Annotated in this window: 14 protein-coding genes; all 14 read right to left on the reverse strand. The window is 41.4% G+C overall.

The window, feature by feature from the left end; translation table 11 throughout:
• A partial coding sequence (gene sprA, locus DBR11_RS14725; protein ID WP_369974434.1) for a cell surface protein SprA occupies nucleotides 1-1909 on the reverse strand: 1909 nt, incomplete at its 3' end.
• A 13-nt stretch (nucleotides 1910-1922) separates the two neighbouring features.
• The gene (gene ruvA / locus DBR11_RS14730) at nucleotides 1923-2507 is read right to left on the reverse strand and encodes a Holliday junction branch migration protein RuvA (protein WP_108553419.1); all 585 of its coding nucleotides are present in this window, start codon (nucleotides 2505-2507) and stop codon (nucleotides 1923-1925) included.
• Nucleotides 2508-2512: 5 nt separating this feature from the next.
• A complete protein-coding gene (locus tag DBR11_RS14735; protein WP_108553420.1) occupies nucleotides 2513-4828 on the reverse strand; it encodes an NADP-dependent malic enzyme in 2316 nt (771 codons plus the stop codon).
• A gap of 64 nt (nucleotides 4829-4892) precedes the next feature.
• The gene (locus DBR11_RS14740) at nucleotides 4893-6161 is read right to left on the reverse strand and encodes a lytic transglycosylase domain-containing protein (RefSeq protein ID WP_108553421.1); all 1269 of its coding nucleotides are present in this window, start codon (nucleotides 6159-6161) and stop codon (nucleotides 4893-4895) included.
• Between the two features lie 102 nt (nucleotides 6162-6263).
• Nucleotides 6264-7706 (reverse strand): Asp-tRNA(Asn)/Glu-tRNA(Gln) amidotransferase subunit GatA, encoded by a 1443-nt coding sequence (gene gatA / locus DBR11_RS14745; RefSeq protein WP_108553422.1) that lies wholly within the window; start codon nucleotides 7704-7706, stop codon nucleotides 6264-6266.
• 37 nt (nucleotides 7707-7743) lie between these two features.
• Complete coding sequence (locus DBR11_RS14750; RefSeq protein WP_108553423.1) at nucleotides 7744-7950, reverse strand: twin-arginine translocase TatA/TatE family subunit; 207 nt, start codon at nucleotides 7948-7950, stop codon at nucleotides 7744-7746.
• A 10-nt stretch (nucleotides 7951-7960) separates the two neighbouring features.
• Nucleotides 7961-8293 carry a twin-arginine translocase TatA/TatE family subunit gene (locus tag DBR11_RS14755; protein WP_108553424.1) on the reverse strand — a complete coding sequence of 111 codons (333 nt, stop codon included), beginning with the start codon at nucleotides 8291-8293 and terminating at the stop codon, nucleotides 7961-7963.
• Nucleotides 8294-8351: 58 nt separating this feature from the next.
• On the reverse strand, nucleotides 8352-9608 hold the full coding sequence (locus DBR11_RS14760) for a murein hydrolase activator EnvC (RefSeq protein ID WP_108553425.1): 1257 nt from the start codon (nucleotides 9606-9608) through the stop codon (nucleotides 8352-8354).
• An 18-nt stretch (nucleotides 9609-9626) separates the two neighbouring features.
• Nucleotides 9627-10418 carry a DUF4292 domain-containing protein gene (locus DBR11_RS14765; protein WP_108553426.1) on the reverse strand — a complete coding sequence of 264 codons (792 nt, stop codon included), beginning with the start codon at nucleotides 10416-10418 and terminating at the stop codon, nucleotides 9627-9629.
• Nucleotides 10396-11760 (reverse strand): lipopolysaccharide assembly protein LapB, encoded by a 1365-nt coding sequence (locus tag DBR11_RS14770; RefSeq protein WP_146186546.1) that lies wholly within the window; start codon nucleotides 11758-11760, stop codon nucleotides 10396-10398. The genes DBR11_RS14765 and DBR11_RS14770 overlap by 23 nt, the downstream gene beginning before the upstream one ends.
• A 7-nt stretch (nucleotides 11761-11767) precedes the next feature.
• Complete coding sequence (gene dut / locus DBR11_RS14775) at nucleotides 11768-12199, reverse strand: dUTP diphosphatase (protein WP_108553428.1); 432 nt, start codon at nucleotides 12197-12199, stop codon at nucleotides 11768-11770.
• A gap of 7 nt (nucleotides 12200-12206) precedes the next feature.
• A complete protein-coding gene (locus DBR11_RS14780; RefSeq protein WP_233260764.1) occupies nucleotides 12207-13691 on the reverse strand; it encodes a lipopolysaccharide biosynthesis protein in 1485 nt (494 codons plus the stop codon).
• A 3-nt stretch (nucleotides 13692-13694) separates the two neighbouring features.
• Nucleotides 13695-13967 carry an acylphosphatase gene (locus tag DBR11_RS14785; RefSeq protein ID WP_108553430.1) on the reverse strand — a complete coding sequence of 91 codons (273 nt, stop codon included), beginning with the start codon at nucleotides 13965-13967 and terminating at the stop codon, nucleotides 13695-13697.
• A 13-nt stretch (nucleotides 13968-13980) separates the two neighbouring features.
• The gene (locus DBR11_RS14790; protein ID WP_108553431.1) at nucleotides 13981-14940 is read right to left on the reverse strand and encodes a nitronate monooxygenase family protein; all 960 of its coding nucleotides are present in this window, start codon (nucleotides 14938-14940) and stop codon (nucleotides 13981-13983) included.
• Nucleotide 14941: the final 1 nt, after the last annotated feature.

Below are 14941 nucleotides of genomic sequence, written 5' to 3' on the forward strand. Positions count from 1 at the left end.
ATATAATCCTTCCGTTCAATGGATCTATAGTAATATACCCACTGCTGGTATTGGAACCGAAACTCGCCAGACTCGCATTAGAATTAACCGTACTGGAAGTTATGGGCGTGTTAATATCATTTGAATTCGGTGTATTACCCACCGTGAAGGGTTTGTTTTCCACCTCAAAATCGAAAACACCATCCGGTCTTTTTTCACCCTGCATATTTAAACGGTCTAAGCGGGTCACCTGTATCCATTGCTTGTTCTTCAATGGTGTTTTTGTCTCATTATCTATCTTTTCCCCTTCCAGGATCAAGGGGCTCTCCACACCATTCGTTTCATCAATCCTGTAGATATCCAGTTTAAAGTTCTGCTGGCTGATCTGATACCCACCAATAGAATAAATGTTTTTCATCATCAGGTTCCACGTTGGCAGGCTGGTCTTGGTGGTTTCGTTTTTTAGCAATTTTGCAAACAGCAATTTTGGTGTCGTCGGATCAAAGGGCACATCAGTCGAAAACTCACCCACCTGGTATTCCACGCCAGAATAGGTATACCGATAAACCACCGCCAATACCTCATCTGAATTTAAAGCGGTATTTAAGGAAATATAACCCAGCTGGGGGTTCAATTTGTATTCCCTGTCCGATAATTTCCGGGCATAGGTCAGCTTTGCATAGTTATCTGTAGCACCAGTAGTCTGAAAGAATGGAATAATGGCATTTGAATTCGTAAACCTGGCATCCGCAGGAATCTGTAGAAGTAAATTATTGGATTGTCTCGGAAACTGGGTAGAGGTAAAGCCAGAGGGCAATGCAGATCCGCCGCCTACAAGTGTTCTATTATTTGGTTTATTTTCTCCTAAATCCAGAAAGGCCAAAATATCTCTGGAATCCTGGGTTGCCCCAGTCTTATTCGTTACCCAGACTTCTATCTTTGTAATGTTGACCCCTGAGGTAACAAAAGGTGCACTGGCCAGGGCCTTATTGTAATTATCCCTGAAGTATTGAGCCAGGAAATAGTGTTTATTGGCCTCATAGTTATCTCCCGTTATCCGGTACTCATTTTGTTGGGCACCATTGTTAATATTAATCTGCCGGGTTTGCGATTTCTGCTGAGAAAAAACCGACGTTACATTCAGTTTCCCAAACTGCAGCTGAGTTTTGATACCAAAGAGAGATTGTGTACCATGAATAAGCGTACTGCTTAAAGGCAGGCTAACATTACCCGCTTCAATCTTTTTAATAATGTCATCCTCCCCCCCGGTATAATCAAGTTTCACCTGGTTCTCAAAGTCGAACTGTGCCTCAGTATTATAGTTCATATTGATCTTCAGCTTGGAACCGATATTACCGATCACATCCATTTGAATTCGCTGATTAAAATCAAAATTACTTTGAACCCTCTGACGTTCGTTAAATAAGGGGTTCTCATTTTTATTAATTCTTCCCAGAAGTGTCAGCTCAGCCTCTCCACGCGGTTGAATATCAATATTTGTTCCCCCAAAAATTCTTTCAAAAGACCTGCTGTTCACCGTTAAGCTTGGAATGATACCCGTTTGTCTCACCCCCTCTACCTCCGTATTGGAAAACTGCCTCCAGTTTTCTCTTTTGATCTCACTATTGATCAAACGCTGATATTCTTCAATAGTAAGGTACTGGGGAGGTCCGAGAAAGCGACCACCAACTCTATCCCTGATGATGTAACGTTTATTGACCGCATCAAATTCTACCTCCCGGGTCACATTGGTTGGCAGCGGGTCAAAGGGACTGTAGCCTTGTCTTAAACCAAGGCGTTGTTTCTCTTTTAAGCTGAAGTCATTCCTGGTCGTATCTGATCTGGATCTTGCCGGCTTAACTTGAGAAAAAGTTTGTTGTCCCCAAAAGGTAACAACCAAAGAGATCATTAAGATAGATAGTTTTCTCAAGAGCGATTAGGGTTTAGAGGTTCTTCAAAGCTATTTTTATCATTTCTTCAACCGTCAGTTCCGAACCACCACTCTTAATTGCATTATCGATTGCCTTTTCCGCTGGAGGTTTGGAAAAGCCAAGCATCATAAGTGCAGAGAGTGCCTCTTCTTTGACGGTATGGTTTAACGGCGCAGCAATCAAAGATCCTGTACCTTCTTTTTTTAATTTATCCTGTAACTCGAGTACCAGGCGCTGTGCCGACTTAACTCCAATACCTTTAATCCGTTGTATCAAAGGTAGGTCGCCGTTAACAATAGCAGTCTGGATTTCATTGGGTGTTATGGAAGAAAGCATCATTCTTCCTGTATTCGGCCCAATCCCCGAAACGGAGATCAGGTGCAGAAAAAGTCTGCGCTCCCCTTCATCAGCAAAGCCATAAAGGGTATGCGCATCTTCCTTTATATGCAGCCAGGTATATATTTTGCATCGCTCCACATTTCCCAGGCCGCTGTAGGTGTTCAGAGAGATATTGATGTGATATCCTATCCTCCCCGCCTCTACAACAATGTAAGTAGGACATTTAAAGGTTAGTCTTCCATCAATATACTCAAACATATTTTTTAAACTTTAGTCTTACGTCTCAATAAACCAGTTTTCTTTTCACTGGCCTCACTTTCTTTTCCCTGTACATCCAATACTGCAATGGTCACCATATTTACGATCTCTCTTACAGAACTTCCCAACTGCACAATATGTACAGGTTTCTTCAAGCCTAGCAAAATTGGTCCAACAGCCTCTGCTCCGCCAAGTTCCTGTAATAATTTATAGGCAATATTTCCAGATTCCAAATTTGGAAAAACAAGTGTATTTGCCGGCGCATCTGCTAATCTACTAAAAGGAAAATTATCTTTAAGTAAAGAATTATTTATGGCAAAATTCCCCTGCATTTCCCCGTCTACCAAAATCTCAGGATGCTTCTCGTGTAATATCTTCACGGCTTTTCTAACCTTCTCCGGAACAATTCCTTCATTAGACCCAAAGTTTGAATAAGACAACAGCGCCACCCTTGGCTGGATATTGAATTTATTGACTGCGCGTTCCAGTAAAATGGTCAGATCCACTAATTCTTCAGCTGTTGGATCCACGTTTACAGTGGTATCACCAAAAAACACAGGCCCTTTAGTCGTCATCATCATATACATCCCTGCAACACGGTTTACACCTGCTTCTGTACCGATAATCTGCAAAGCAGGTTTTATGGTAGAAACATAGTTTTTCGTTAATCCTGAGATCATTGCATCTGCTTCACCAAACTCCACCATCGAGGCACCAAAGTAATTCCTGTCACGCATCAGTTTTGTGGCCTCAAATAAAGTAACCCCTCTTCTTTGTCGCTTCTGATAAAGAGACTCAGAATACTTCTGCATGCGCTCTGGCTCCTGAAATGGATCGATGATCTGTACCCCTTCAAGATCCAGGGCGTTCTCTTCAATAATTTGCTGGATGATCTCTTTGTTCCCCAGTAATATCGGAATCGCAATGTTATCATCTTTAACAATCTGAGCAGCCTTAAGAATTTTATAGTTGTCTGCTTCAGCAAAAACTACGCGCTTAGGGTCAGATTTAGCTTTATTGGTAATGGCACGCATAATAGCGTCATCTTTACCCAAACGAAGCTTCAACTCTTCAGCATAAGCATCCCAGTCTGTAATCGCTTTACGCGCAACACCAGATTCCATTGCTGCCCTGGCAACTGCCATAGAAACATTGGTGATCAACCTTGGATCCATTGGCTTGGGAATAATATATTCCTTTCCAAATTTGATGTTCTTTTCGTTGTAAGCCATATTCACGGCTTCAGGAACGGATTTTTTAGCCAGTTCAGCAATTGCTTTTACTGCCGCTATTTTCATGGGCTCATTGATGCTCGTTGACCTTACATCAAGTGCTCCCCTGAATATATATGGGAAACCTAAAACATTGTTTACCTGGTTCGGATAATCCGAACGGCCTGTGGCCATGATCAGATCCTTACGGGAACTGATGGCCAGATCATAGGCGATTTCAGGGTTAGGGTTGGCCATTGCAAAAACAATTGGGTTTTTGGCCATTGATTTCAGCATGTCTGCAGTCACGCAGTCGGCAGAAGACAAACCAATAAAGACATCAGAATCTTTCATCGCTTCTTCCAGCGTATTGACCGTTCTGCTCGTTGCAAACTCCGCCTTGATCGGATCTAGATTTTCACGAATATCTCTGATCACACCAGTTCTGTCGCACATCACAATGTTCTCCTTTTTAGCGCCCAAAGAAACATATAACCTCGAGCAGGAAATTGCAGCGGCACCAGCACCGTTTACCACAATCTTAACTTTATCTATCTTTTTTTTCTGTAGTTCACAAGCATTTATTAAAGCAGCAGCAGAGATGATCGCTGTACCATGCTGATCATCGTGCATTACAGGAATTTTCATTTCTTCCTTTAACCTGCGCTCTATTTCGAAACATTCCGGAGCTTTAATGTCCTCCAGGTTCACTCCACCAAAAGTAGGCTCCAGCGCTTTAACGATCTTCACAAAATCATCAACATTCTTCGTATCCAGTTCCAGATCAAATACATCAATATCCGCGAAAATCTTAAATAAGAGACCTTTACCTTCCATCACAGGTTTTCCTGCTTCCGGACCGATATCTCCAAGACCAAGTACCGCAGTACCGTTACTGATCACGGCTACAAGATTACCTTTAGCTGTATATTTATAGACATCCTCTGTGTTCTCAGCGATTTTTAAACAAGGTTCAGCTACACCCGGTGAATAAGCCAGCGTTAAGTCTCTTTGAGAATTCGTTGGTTTGGTAGGTATAACCTGTATTTTACCAGGCCTCCCTTGCGAGTGGTAATCTAAAGCGTCTTGTTTTCTATTCGTCTTACTCATAAAATTTTGCGTTGTAAAGCGCCAAAGTTACAATTCTTTTAATGAGCCTAAAATAAAAAAGATCCTAAATCTTCCCCTCCCGCTGTGATCGTTCTTTATCTCCTTTATAGGACATGTATTGTCTGGAATGCTTTGAGGCCGAAACTGCATTGCCTGCACCTGAATTTTTAGATACAATTAAACGCTGTCCAGGCATAATCTGAGATCCCCTGAGCTTATTCCAAACCTTAATATCCTGAACTTCAACATTATACCTATCTGCAATTGTCTGCAGATTCTGACCCCGGGTTACCCGGTGATATTCTACCGCTGCATGCTTTTTATGCAACCTTCGGTCGTCATTGGAAGCCAGCACCACCCGTGTATTTACTTCCGGCGGACGGTTATTTAACACTTCATAGATCATTGCAAAATCGCCACCCGTTACCCGCGGCATCACAATTCGCCTCGGAGACTCCTCTGTTCCGTTCACAATTTTCTTCTTATAGGAAGGATTCAGGATGCAAAGATCTTCCTCTTCTATTTTAAGTGCTTGCGCCAGCAGAGGAAGAGAAACGAAATTATTTACCTGTACAGTATCCGTCTTGACGGCCATTGATGGATTTAAGCGCTCTATCTGATGCGCTTTGGAATAGTTCATAATGTACATAGCCGCAATAAATGCAGGCACATAATTCCGGGTCTCCAATGGAAGATAAGGTCTGATCTCCCAAAAATCATGGGAATTTGCCTTTGCAATCGCGCGTTGTACATTCCCTTTCCCACAATTGTAAGCAGCAATAGCCAGCAGCCAGTCTCCAAGTTCTGCATAAGCATCTCTAAAATAAGCTGCCGCAGCATTACTGGCTTGAACCGGATCCTTTCTCTCGTCCACAAAATTATCCATGTTTAATCCATAACCTTTAGCTGTACTAAACATAAACTGCCATAAACCGGTAGCACCTACCCTGGATACCGCATGCGGGTTCATGGCAGATTCAATTATAGGTAAATATTTAATTTCTTCGGGAACATTATAAGCTCTGAGCGCCTGCTCAAAAATTGGAAAATAATAACTGGACAGTCCCAGCATTTTACCAATCATATCCTTACGGCTGCTGTAAATATCAATATACTTCTGAACAAATTCATTGTATTTCAGTGGCACCATTTTCTGAATAGAATCCAGGCGTTGCTTGTAAACAAAATTGTAATTGTTAAATGTAGGGGTTTCTTCCACCAGAACCGGTACACTACTGGTATCTGAAGAAGCGGGATTGATCTGCTGTGCTTTTACACCGAAGTGAATAGAAACTACAATACAAAATGAGAGCAGGAGTACATTTTTTTTCATAGGCTATTTTCTTAGGAAGCCACCATAAGCATTTCTATTTCTGCTCTGGTTCAGTATGGTGGTTTCACAGGTGGTTTAAACCCGGTTTATGTTTGGTATACATTAATTATCAGCACGTTCAGAAGATGAAGTTAAGAAATTCTCTGATAAGTTGAGCAAAACTTCTTCTTTGAAATGTTTGGTCATTAACTGTAGACTTAACGGCAATTCTTCCTGATTATTGCCCAGTGGTATAGCAATTGCAGGAATTCCGGCCAAAGAGGCCAGAACAGTATAAATATCAGCCATATACATGACCAATGGATCTTCAATATTTTCTCCAATCTTAAATGGAGGAGTAGGTGCAACAGGGCTCAGGATTACATCATATTTATCCAGTAATTGTTCTGTTTTTTGCCTGATCAGCTGCCTTACTTTCTGGGCTTTCTGATAATATGCATCATAATAACCAGCGCTCAGAACAAAGGTTCCGAGCAATATCCTTCTTTTCACCTCATCTCCAAAACCCTCTGCCCTGGATAGTTTATATAAGCTATTGAGGTCTTTGGCAGACGTGTTCCGATAACCATAATGTACCCCATCATATCTTGAAAGATTAGAAGATGCTTCTGCTGTAGTTAACACATAATAAGAGGGCACTAAATAATCAAGCAGGTCAAATGACACATAATCAATCGTATGTCCCTGCAATTTAAGCGCCTCAATTGATTTCAATATCGCTTCCTTAATGCTTGGATCTAGGGCCTCACTCTCCAGGGTTTCTTTTAAAACAGCAACCCTGTATTTTCTATCACCTGTCATTAGAGCACTGTAGCTGGGAACCGGCAAGGTCGAAACCGTTGAATCCTGATCGTCTGCTCCCGCCAGTACTTCAAGCAAAACAGCTGCATCACCCACAGAAGAGGTGATCGTACCCACCTGATCAAACGAAGAGGCATAAGCGATAACACCATACCGGGAAATTCGTCCATAAGTAGGTTTTAAACCTATACAACCGCAAAATGCGGCCGGCTGTCTTACAGAGCCACCTGTATCAGTTCCAAGTGCAGACAAACACATATCGGCCTGTACTGCAACAGCAGAACCACCAGATGAGCCACCAGCAACACGTTGCGGGTCGCTTGCGTTTTTCACAGCACCAAAATAAGAGGTTTCATTAGAGCCTCCCATAGCAAACTCATCACAGTTCAGACGACCAATAATAATAGCGTCTTCATCCAGCAAGCGCTGAACAACTGTTGAAGAGTAAGGAGAGACAAATCCGTCCAGCATCTTGGAAGAAGCCGTAACCTGATGTCCTTTATAACAAATATTATCCTTAATCCCAATAACCATTCCCGCAAGTTTCCCCGCAGTGCCATTGCCTATTTTTTCCTGTATTTCCGAGGCTTGATTTCTTGCTGAATCAAAAAAGACCTCATTAAATGCGTTCAAATCTTTGAATTGCTCTATTTGAGCAAAATAATAATCCAGCAATTCAGTCAGGTTGACTTTTTTTTGGTCAATAAGGATTCTTATCTCTTGTAAAGAGTTATACTTCTTCAAAACTACAGAATAGATTAAGGGTTAAGCTACAGGAAAATTACAAAGGTTTATTGGTGTTTGAACGGTCACGGTCATAGCGATCGTCATCTGCTCCATCTTTACCTTCTTTAAATTCCTTAACACCTCTTCCTAATCCACGCATCAACTCAGGGATTTTCTTACCACCAAAAAGCAGTAATACTACGACAAGAATAATTGCGATTTCCGGAGCGCCTAATGCGGCTAATACCGTTGTGTTTAACATGATTATTTAATTAAATTTTATTACTTGGTTCACTACTTTCCAAATGACTGGCACCAGTTACATTTTCAATTGGTGTTTCTCTAGGCAAATCATTTTTCACTTCAGTGTCTGTTTTAGGAGTCTCTCTTCTAAGATCCTCATCTATATCTACGGCATTAATGTTGCGATGGATTTCTCTTTTTACACCTTCCGACGCATCTTTAAAATCCCGGATCCCTTTCCCTAACCCACGTGCCAGTTCAGGCAATTTTTTACCTCCGAATAACAAAAGTACGACAGCAAGGATCAGCATTACCTCTCCCCCGCCCATATTTAAGAATTCCAATAATGTTCCTGTGTACATTTTAAGCTGTATTTAATGTTTTATAAAACAAATATATGCATTTTTAATCTCCAAAAATTTATTTAGCAATCCATGCTTCAGGATTTTGCGCAACAGTGCCTCTCCAGATCTGAAACTGCAGTTCAGGAATTTCTTCAGAAGCAGCCACAACCCCAATAGCCTGCTTAGTCGCTACATTATCACCCGCAGCTACACTTACAGAACGCAAATTCTGATAGACTGTAAAATATTCGCCATGTTTGATCAACACAAAATATTTACCCAGAGAACTCATTACTCTTAAAACCTTTCCATTGAATACAGCTCTTACACTTGCACCCTCTGCCGTTTGAATCGTGATACCCGTATTATCATAGTTTGCCTGTCCTTCTTTGTGCCTGCCAAACCCTTCGGTAATAGAGCCTTGTGCAACCGGCCATGGAAGTGACCCCCTATTGCTCTCAAATTCAGCAGAAAGTTTTGCAGCCTCCGGAGTTGCCGTCAGGTATCCGCCACTCGTTTTTGCCTTCGAAGCTACGGGAACCGGCTTATTCTCTGCCTTGGCTTTAGCCGCAGCCAGGCGTTCTTCTTCTTCGGCTCTCTGTTTAGCCAGTGCAATTTCACGCTGAATAGCGTTCCTGATCTCCCTGTCTATAGCCTGCTGTTGTTTTTTACGCTTGGCGATATCCTGACTAAACTGTCGTTCCTGTTTACTAAACGTTTTGAGAACGGCAGATTGTTCTGATTTATTCTTGCCCAGTTTTTGCTGCTCGCTTTGCTGCTCTTTTAGTAAATTACTCTTTTCTTTCAGATTTTTATCCAGCACACCAATCTTATTCTTCAGGTTCTTTTCTGTTCCCTGAATATAGTCAGCCTGTTTTTTTCGATATTGACCAAACTGTTGCAGATACTTGATTCTCTTATAAGCCTGATTAAAATCCTTTGCCGCAAACACAAACATCATCTTATCATAAGCATTCTTGTTCCGCTGTGCAAAACGGATCATACCTGCATATTCCTTTCTTAACAGGCCCAGTTGGTCCTGAAGAGAATGCACTGTATTGGTATTTTCATGAATCTGGTGGTCCAGATTCTTAATTTCCGAGTTAATAACGGTGATCTTGCTCTGCATCAAACTGATCTTGGCATTTAAAGCCCTGATTTCCCCAAGGGTGAGTTTCTTTGCGCTAGCTGCTTTATTCAGATTTTTCTGCAGCAATTCAATTTCCCGCTGTATCGCTTCCTTCTTCCTTTTAAGTTCTGCACTGTTCTGGGCAACAGCCTGCGAAGTAATGGATATCAATAAAAAGAAGAAAAATATTTTGTATAGCTTCATTAACTCAAAAGTATAAAATTAGTTTATTACTTTGAACCTTTTAGGAACAGTAAACGGAAAATCCAGTTCTACATTGCTTTCTATTTTTGAAAAGGCAAGTTCAATAGCTGCTTTTTTCAACCCCGCCTGAGAGTTGATCTGGATATTGGACGGGAACAAATAATCTCCAACCTGCTGGTATTCACCATAAACAACTTTAAGTGCCTGACCAGACTGCACATCGTTCAAGTTCGTTTCCGAAGCCTTAAGCAACGTATTAAATAAGATCTGATAAGCCAGGCTTTTCCTTTGCCCCTTCAATAACCAAACACCATTTTGTAAATCAAGGTCTGCGTCTTCTTCTAGAAAACTGCCAACGGCATTTCCTGCAAAAACATCCTGGAGCATTTTAAAGTTTACCTGTTTGTTGGTAAAGCCATGGATATAACTGAAGGGCTTACTCAGGTAAATATTATCTACGCGGTTCATCATTAACACACTGTCTGGTGTAATTAATGCCCGGGCAACCTCTATTCCTGCAAAAGCCGTCACACTTACCCAAATCTTTTTATCCTTTAACATCCGTACATTCACAGAAGCATTGTTGCTATTCCCATTGATACTGATCTGGGCCTTTCCTTTCATAGACAAAGTCCTGAAAACAATATCCTTGTCCCTGAGCATTTGCAAATTTTCCTTTTTCTTTACATTTACCGTATCTGATTTTACAACAGGGGGTGCCACAACAATGGCCTTTTTCGGTTTACAAGCCGCCATTGAAATCATCACAAAAATGAACAGCAGGCAATTATTTAAAATATCTTTTCTCATTGATCTTCTGTTTTAATTTCTCCGATTTACTTCCCAAATCCCTGGCCTGTTTCCACAAGTCAACTGCCTTTTCCTTATTCCCTTTTAAAGCAAGAATATCGCCATAATGCTCCAGATAAAGCATCTTTTTAGCCGGATTCAATAGTAGTGCCTTCTGTATTTTGGTTTCTGAAAGATCAAATTTCGCCAGGTTCATCAGCACCAGGGCATATACATCTTCCACAGAAGCCAGCAACTCCTGCTCTCCAGCTGCCAGTTCTTCTGCCGTTGCTATGTTTTCGAGTGCAGCCGCATACTGATCTTCACGATGCTGTGCAAAGGCAAGGTAATAATATAAAACCGCTTGATTAGGATAAACAGATACCGCCGCAGAACCAATTTCGATTGCCCTTTTAAAGTCCTTCTGAGAAAGATAGATATTCAAAACCTGCTCCCAAACCACATAGATCTGCTCAGATAACTGCAGTGATTTTAAATACTGGGTCAGCGCTTCTTTCGCATCGCCTTGCTTATACAGCAAATCACCATACATCGCAAACAGACGGGGATCGTCCTGATGTGCAGCAACCAATTCTTTCAAAATATTACCTGCTGAAGAAATTTGCCCTTCAGCCACATAGTAGTCCACCATAGCCAGGTCAACCTCCAGACTGGAAGGATCCAAAGCTTTTGCCTTCTTTAACATATCCAATGCTTCAGACTTTTTACCATCTTTCTGCAGCAAGTTACTGGCGTATAAATAGCTTTTTATATCCTCAGGATGATCTGCAATCACTTCACCAGCTTCATGCTCCGCTGTCCTGGATTTTTTCTCCTGACTTAAGCGCTTTCTCCCTCTGGAAGATTCAACCGATACACCAAATTTTTTCTCTAATTCATCATAGGCCTTCAAAGCACCTGATACATTCCCGGAAATGGCCAGCGCATTACAGCGGTCAAAATAATAAGCATCCACATCAGGCTCCATGACGATCAGCCGTTCCAGCACCTGTACCAAACCAGGCATATCTCCTTTTCTCTTGTACAGTTCGGCACAGAGCTTCCAATACCAAATGTTATTAGAATTAAGCTCCATGGCCTTCTTCAGCGCGAATTCAGATTCCTGCAATTTATTTTGCCGGTAATCCAAACTGGCAATCTCGTAGTAAGCATCTGCCTGTCTGGGGTCCAGACTTACTACTTTATTAAAACTCTCCACAGCTTTAATATAGTTTTCATTGATTTTGTAGCGGATGCCATCAAAAAAAAAGCCCTTAACCAAATTACTATCAGCCTGAACTGTCTTTTGAGCAAAAGCAGGAAACGCAACAAATAGAAAAATAGTTAAGGCCCTGTATTTCATTTTCTTTTTATTTACCTGTATGTCCGTATCCACCCGCGCCGCGAGCAGTATCACTGAGTTCTTCTACAGCTGCCCAACTCACCGTTTCGTGTTTCGCAATAATCATCTGAGCTATACGATCCCCATTATTCACTGTAAAGTCTGTATCGGAAAGGTTCACAAGCAGCACTTTAATCTCTCCCCTGTAATCTGCATCAATTGTACCAGGCGAATTTACTATACTGATCCCATGCTTATAGGCTAAGCCACTTCTTGGGCGAATCTGAGCCTCATAACCAACAGGCAATTCCATATGGAGGCCGGTCGGAATCAGAACCCTTTGCAAAGGCTTAATCACAACTTCATGTTCAACAAAAGCACGCATATCCATACCTGCAGCATGTTCAGTTTCGTACGCTGGCAAGGCATGTCCCGAATTATTGATAATATTTATCTTCATCTGATCTTTATTTTGTATTTAAAATTTTCTTAATGTCGTCTTTTTCCATAAAATAAATGCCCGCTACAAATAAAATAAGCAGACCATTACCAATATAGATATTCTGTTTAAAGGTATAAAAAGACAAATAAACCAACACTATCGAAGTAGCAAGATAGCCCAATGTTCTTTTTAAATTATATGGTATCGGATAATACTTCTGACCAAGAAGGTAAGAAATGACCATGATAATCAAATAAGCCATCATACTCACCCAAGCCGAGCCCATGTAGCTGTATTTAGGAATGAGAACAATATTCATCACAATAGTAAAAACCGCACCTACTAAAGAAATATATAAGCCATAACGGGTCTGATCAGATAACCTGTACCACACCGAGAGATTCATATAAATACCCAGGCATACATACCCGAATAACAAATAAGGAACAGCCGGAAGACCAATCCAATACTTACTGGCAATAAAATGTTTCAGCAAATCTAAATTTGCAATCAAGCCCACAAATAAAATGGCCAGGGCGAGAACAAAATAATTCAGAATAGTTGCGTAAGTATTCTTTGCATTTTTATTTTTTGCATGGCTAAAGAAAAAAGGCTCCGCCCCCAATCTAAAAGCCGTATTAAAAATACTGATAAAAATGGCCAGTTTACAAACCGCTCCATAGATCCCAGTTTCCTGATCAGCTATATTGTGCGGCAAGTATTTACTCAGTAAAATCTTATCCAGATTTTCATTGACAATAAAAGACAAGTTTGCCACGAGTACCGGCCAACTGTAGCCAAACATCTTATAAAAAAGCACTTTATCAAACTTAATCTCCAGCTCCATAAACTGAGGTAGAAGCAGCAGAAACGTCACCAGGCTGGCTACCAGATTAGAGATAAATACATAGCCTACCCATCCAGCCCTAAACCAGCTTTCCAGCCAATGCGCACCCACCATCTGGTGTTTAATAATGAAGGGAATCACAAAAATAAAAATAAGGTTAAGGCCCACAAAACAACCAATATTCAAAAATTTGATCAGGCTATACCGAAAAGGTTTACCATCCGCTCTAAGCTTAGCAAAGGGAATTACGCAAATAGCATCCAGAAAAAGAAACCAGGAAAAATAACGAACATAGCGGCGCTGATCGTCCAGTCCAGCCATGGAACCATTCATCGTGAATTTTGCAAAATAGTCTGTAAAAACCAGCCCGGTGATTAAAACCAGAGCAGAGATGAAAGCAATAATCCAAAAACTGTTGTTGTAAACTTCCTTTTTCTTATCCTCATACTTATTGAGGTAACGAAAAAAAGTAGTCTCCATACCAAATGCCAGGATAACATTGAGGATAGAGGCATAACTGTACATTTTGGTAAAGATTCCGTATACACCTTCCGCATATACCCGCGTATAGATTGGAGTCAGAATAAAATTGAATAACCTTGAAAATATGGTACTTATCCCATAGATCATCGTCTGACCAGCAAATTTTTTAAAAACAGACACGGGCTACCTTTTAAGAATTTCGAAATTGCGATAGTTTTTAAACTCTGCAGGGCTTACCTCTACAAGTTCAATTTTAGAACGATCCGGTCCTTCGTGGCACCATTCGGTAAAGATCTCCAGCTGCAGATCATCACCTTCCGCTTCTATATAAACAGAGCCATCCTTTTCATTTCTGATCAGGCCTCTTACCCCCATCTGATCTGCGATAGCTTTGGTCGTAGCCCTGAAGGAAACACCCTGTACCTTTCCCGTTATTTTAATATTAATATGCTTCATTTTATTCTTGCTTTTAGCGATGAACTTCAAAGTCCATTTCACTAATTCTCCTTTTTTCTGATAAAAATTCTTTCCAGATGCGCTGCAAAATGGCCGCAGCAGGCTCCACCTGGTTTATTGCAGCAGATATTTGACCAATCTCCAGTTCACCTTCTTCCATATCCCCTTCAAACATTCCGGCCTTAGCCCTTGCCCGCCCCAGCAACTCCCGCAACTGGTCGGCATCAAGGCCTTCATTTTCTGCTTTTATTACTTTTTCTGCAAAAGTATTATTTAATAACCGCACCGGCACCAATTTTTTCAGGCTTAATCTTGTATCGCCCTCTCCGGCACCAATAATCTTCTTTTTAAAATTGTCATGAGCCGACGATTCCCGGGCAACAGCAAATGCAGATCCTACCTGTACCCCCTCGGCCCCTAAAGCAAAAGCGGCCAGCATGGCCGCCCCACTGCCTATTCCTCCGGCAGCAATTACGGGTATTTTGACTTCACTTTTAACCAGCGGAATCAAGCACAAAGTCGTTGTTTCTTCCCTTCCATTATGCCCTCCCGCCTCAAAGCCTTCCGCAACAACGGCATCTACCCCGCAGGATTCTGCTTTAAGTGCGAACTTTGTATTGGCCACCACATGCACTACTGTGATGCCATGTTGTTTCAGAAAACCCGTCCAGGTACCTGGATTTCCTGCAGAAGTAAAAACAATCTTTACACCTTCTTCAACCAGGATCTGCATAATTTCTTCCGCATTTGGATAAAGCAGAGGTACATTTACCGCAAAGGGATAAACTGTTGCTGCTTTACACTTCTGAATATGCGTTTTAAGCACATCGGGATACATAGACCCCGCCCCGATGATCCCTAAACCACCGGCATTCGAAACTGCAGAAGCCAGTTTCCAGCCACTGCACCAAATCATCCCGGCCTGTATTACCGGATATTTTATCTTAAATAAATCAGTTATTCTGTTGGACATG

Source organism: Pedobacter sp. HMWF019 (genome assembly GCF_003061025.1).
Classification (GTDB): Bacteria; Bacteroidota; Bacteroidia; order Sphingobacteriales; family Sphingobacteriaceae; genus Pedobacter.

Bases quoted from the DNA above. Each gene is read 5' to 3' on its own strand.
- dut (WP_108553428.1), bottom strand. From the start codon at position 12,199: ATGAAGATAAATATTATCAATAATTCGGGACATGCCTTGCCAGCGTAC.
- DBR11_RS14760 (WP_108553425.1), bottom strand. From the start codon at position 9,608: ATGAAGCTATACAAAATATTTTTCTTCTTTTTATTGATATCCATTACT.
- DBR11_RS14750 (WP_108553423.1), bottom strand. From the start codon at position 7,950: ATGTTAAACACAACGGTATTAGCCGCATTAGGCGCTCCGGAAATCGCA.
- ruvA (WP_108553419.1), bottom strand. From the start codon at position 2,507: ATGTTTGAGTATATTGATGGAAGACTAACCTTTAAATGTCCTACTTAC.
- DBR11_RS14770 (WP_146186546.1), bottom strand. From the start codon at position 11,760: ATGAAATACAGGGCCTTAACTATTTTTCTATTTGTTGCGTTTCCTGCT.
- DBR11_RS14735 (WP_108553420.1), bottom strand. From the start codon at position 4,828: ATGAGTAAGACGAATAGAAAACAAGACGCTTTAGATTACCACTCGCAA.
- DBR11_RS14765 (WP_108553426.1), bottom strand. From the start codon at position 10,418: ATGAGAAAAGATATTTTAAATAATTGCCTGCTGTTCATTTTTGTGATG.
- DBR11_RS14790 (WP_108553431.1), bottom strand. From the start codon at position 14,940: ATGTCCAACAGAATAACTGATTTATTTAAGATAAAATATCCGGTAATA.
- DBR11_RS14755 (WP_108553424.1), bottom strand. From the start codon at position 8,293: ATGTACACAGGAACATTATTGGAATTCTTAAATATGGGCGGGGGAGAG.
- DBR11_RS14785 (WP_108553430.1), bottom strand. From the start codon at position 13,967: ATGAAGCATATTAATATTAAAATAACGGGAAAGGTACAGGGTGTTTCC.
- DBR11_RS14740 (WP_108553421.1), bottom strand. From the start codon at position 6,161: ATGAAAAAAAATGTACTCCTGCTCTCATTTTGTATTGTAGTTTCTATT.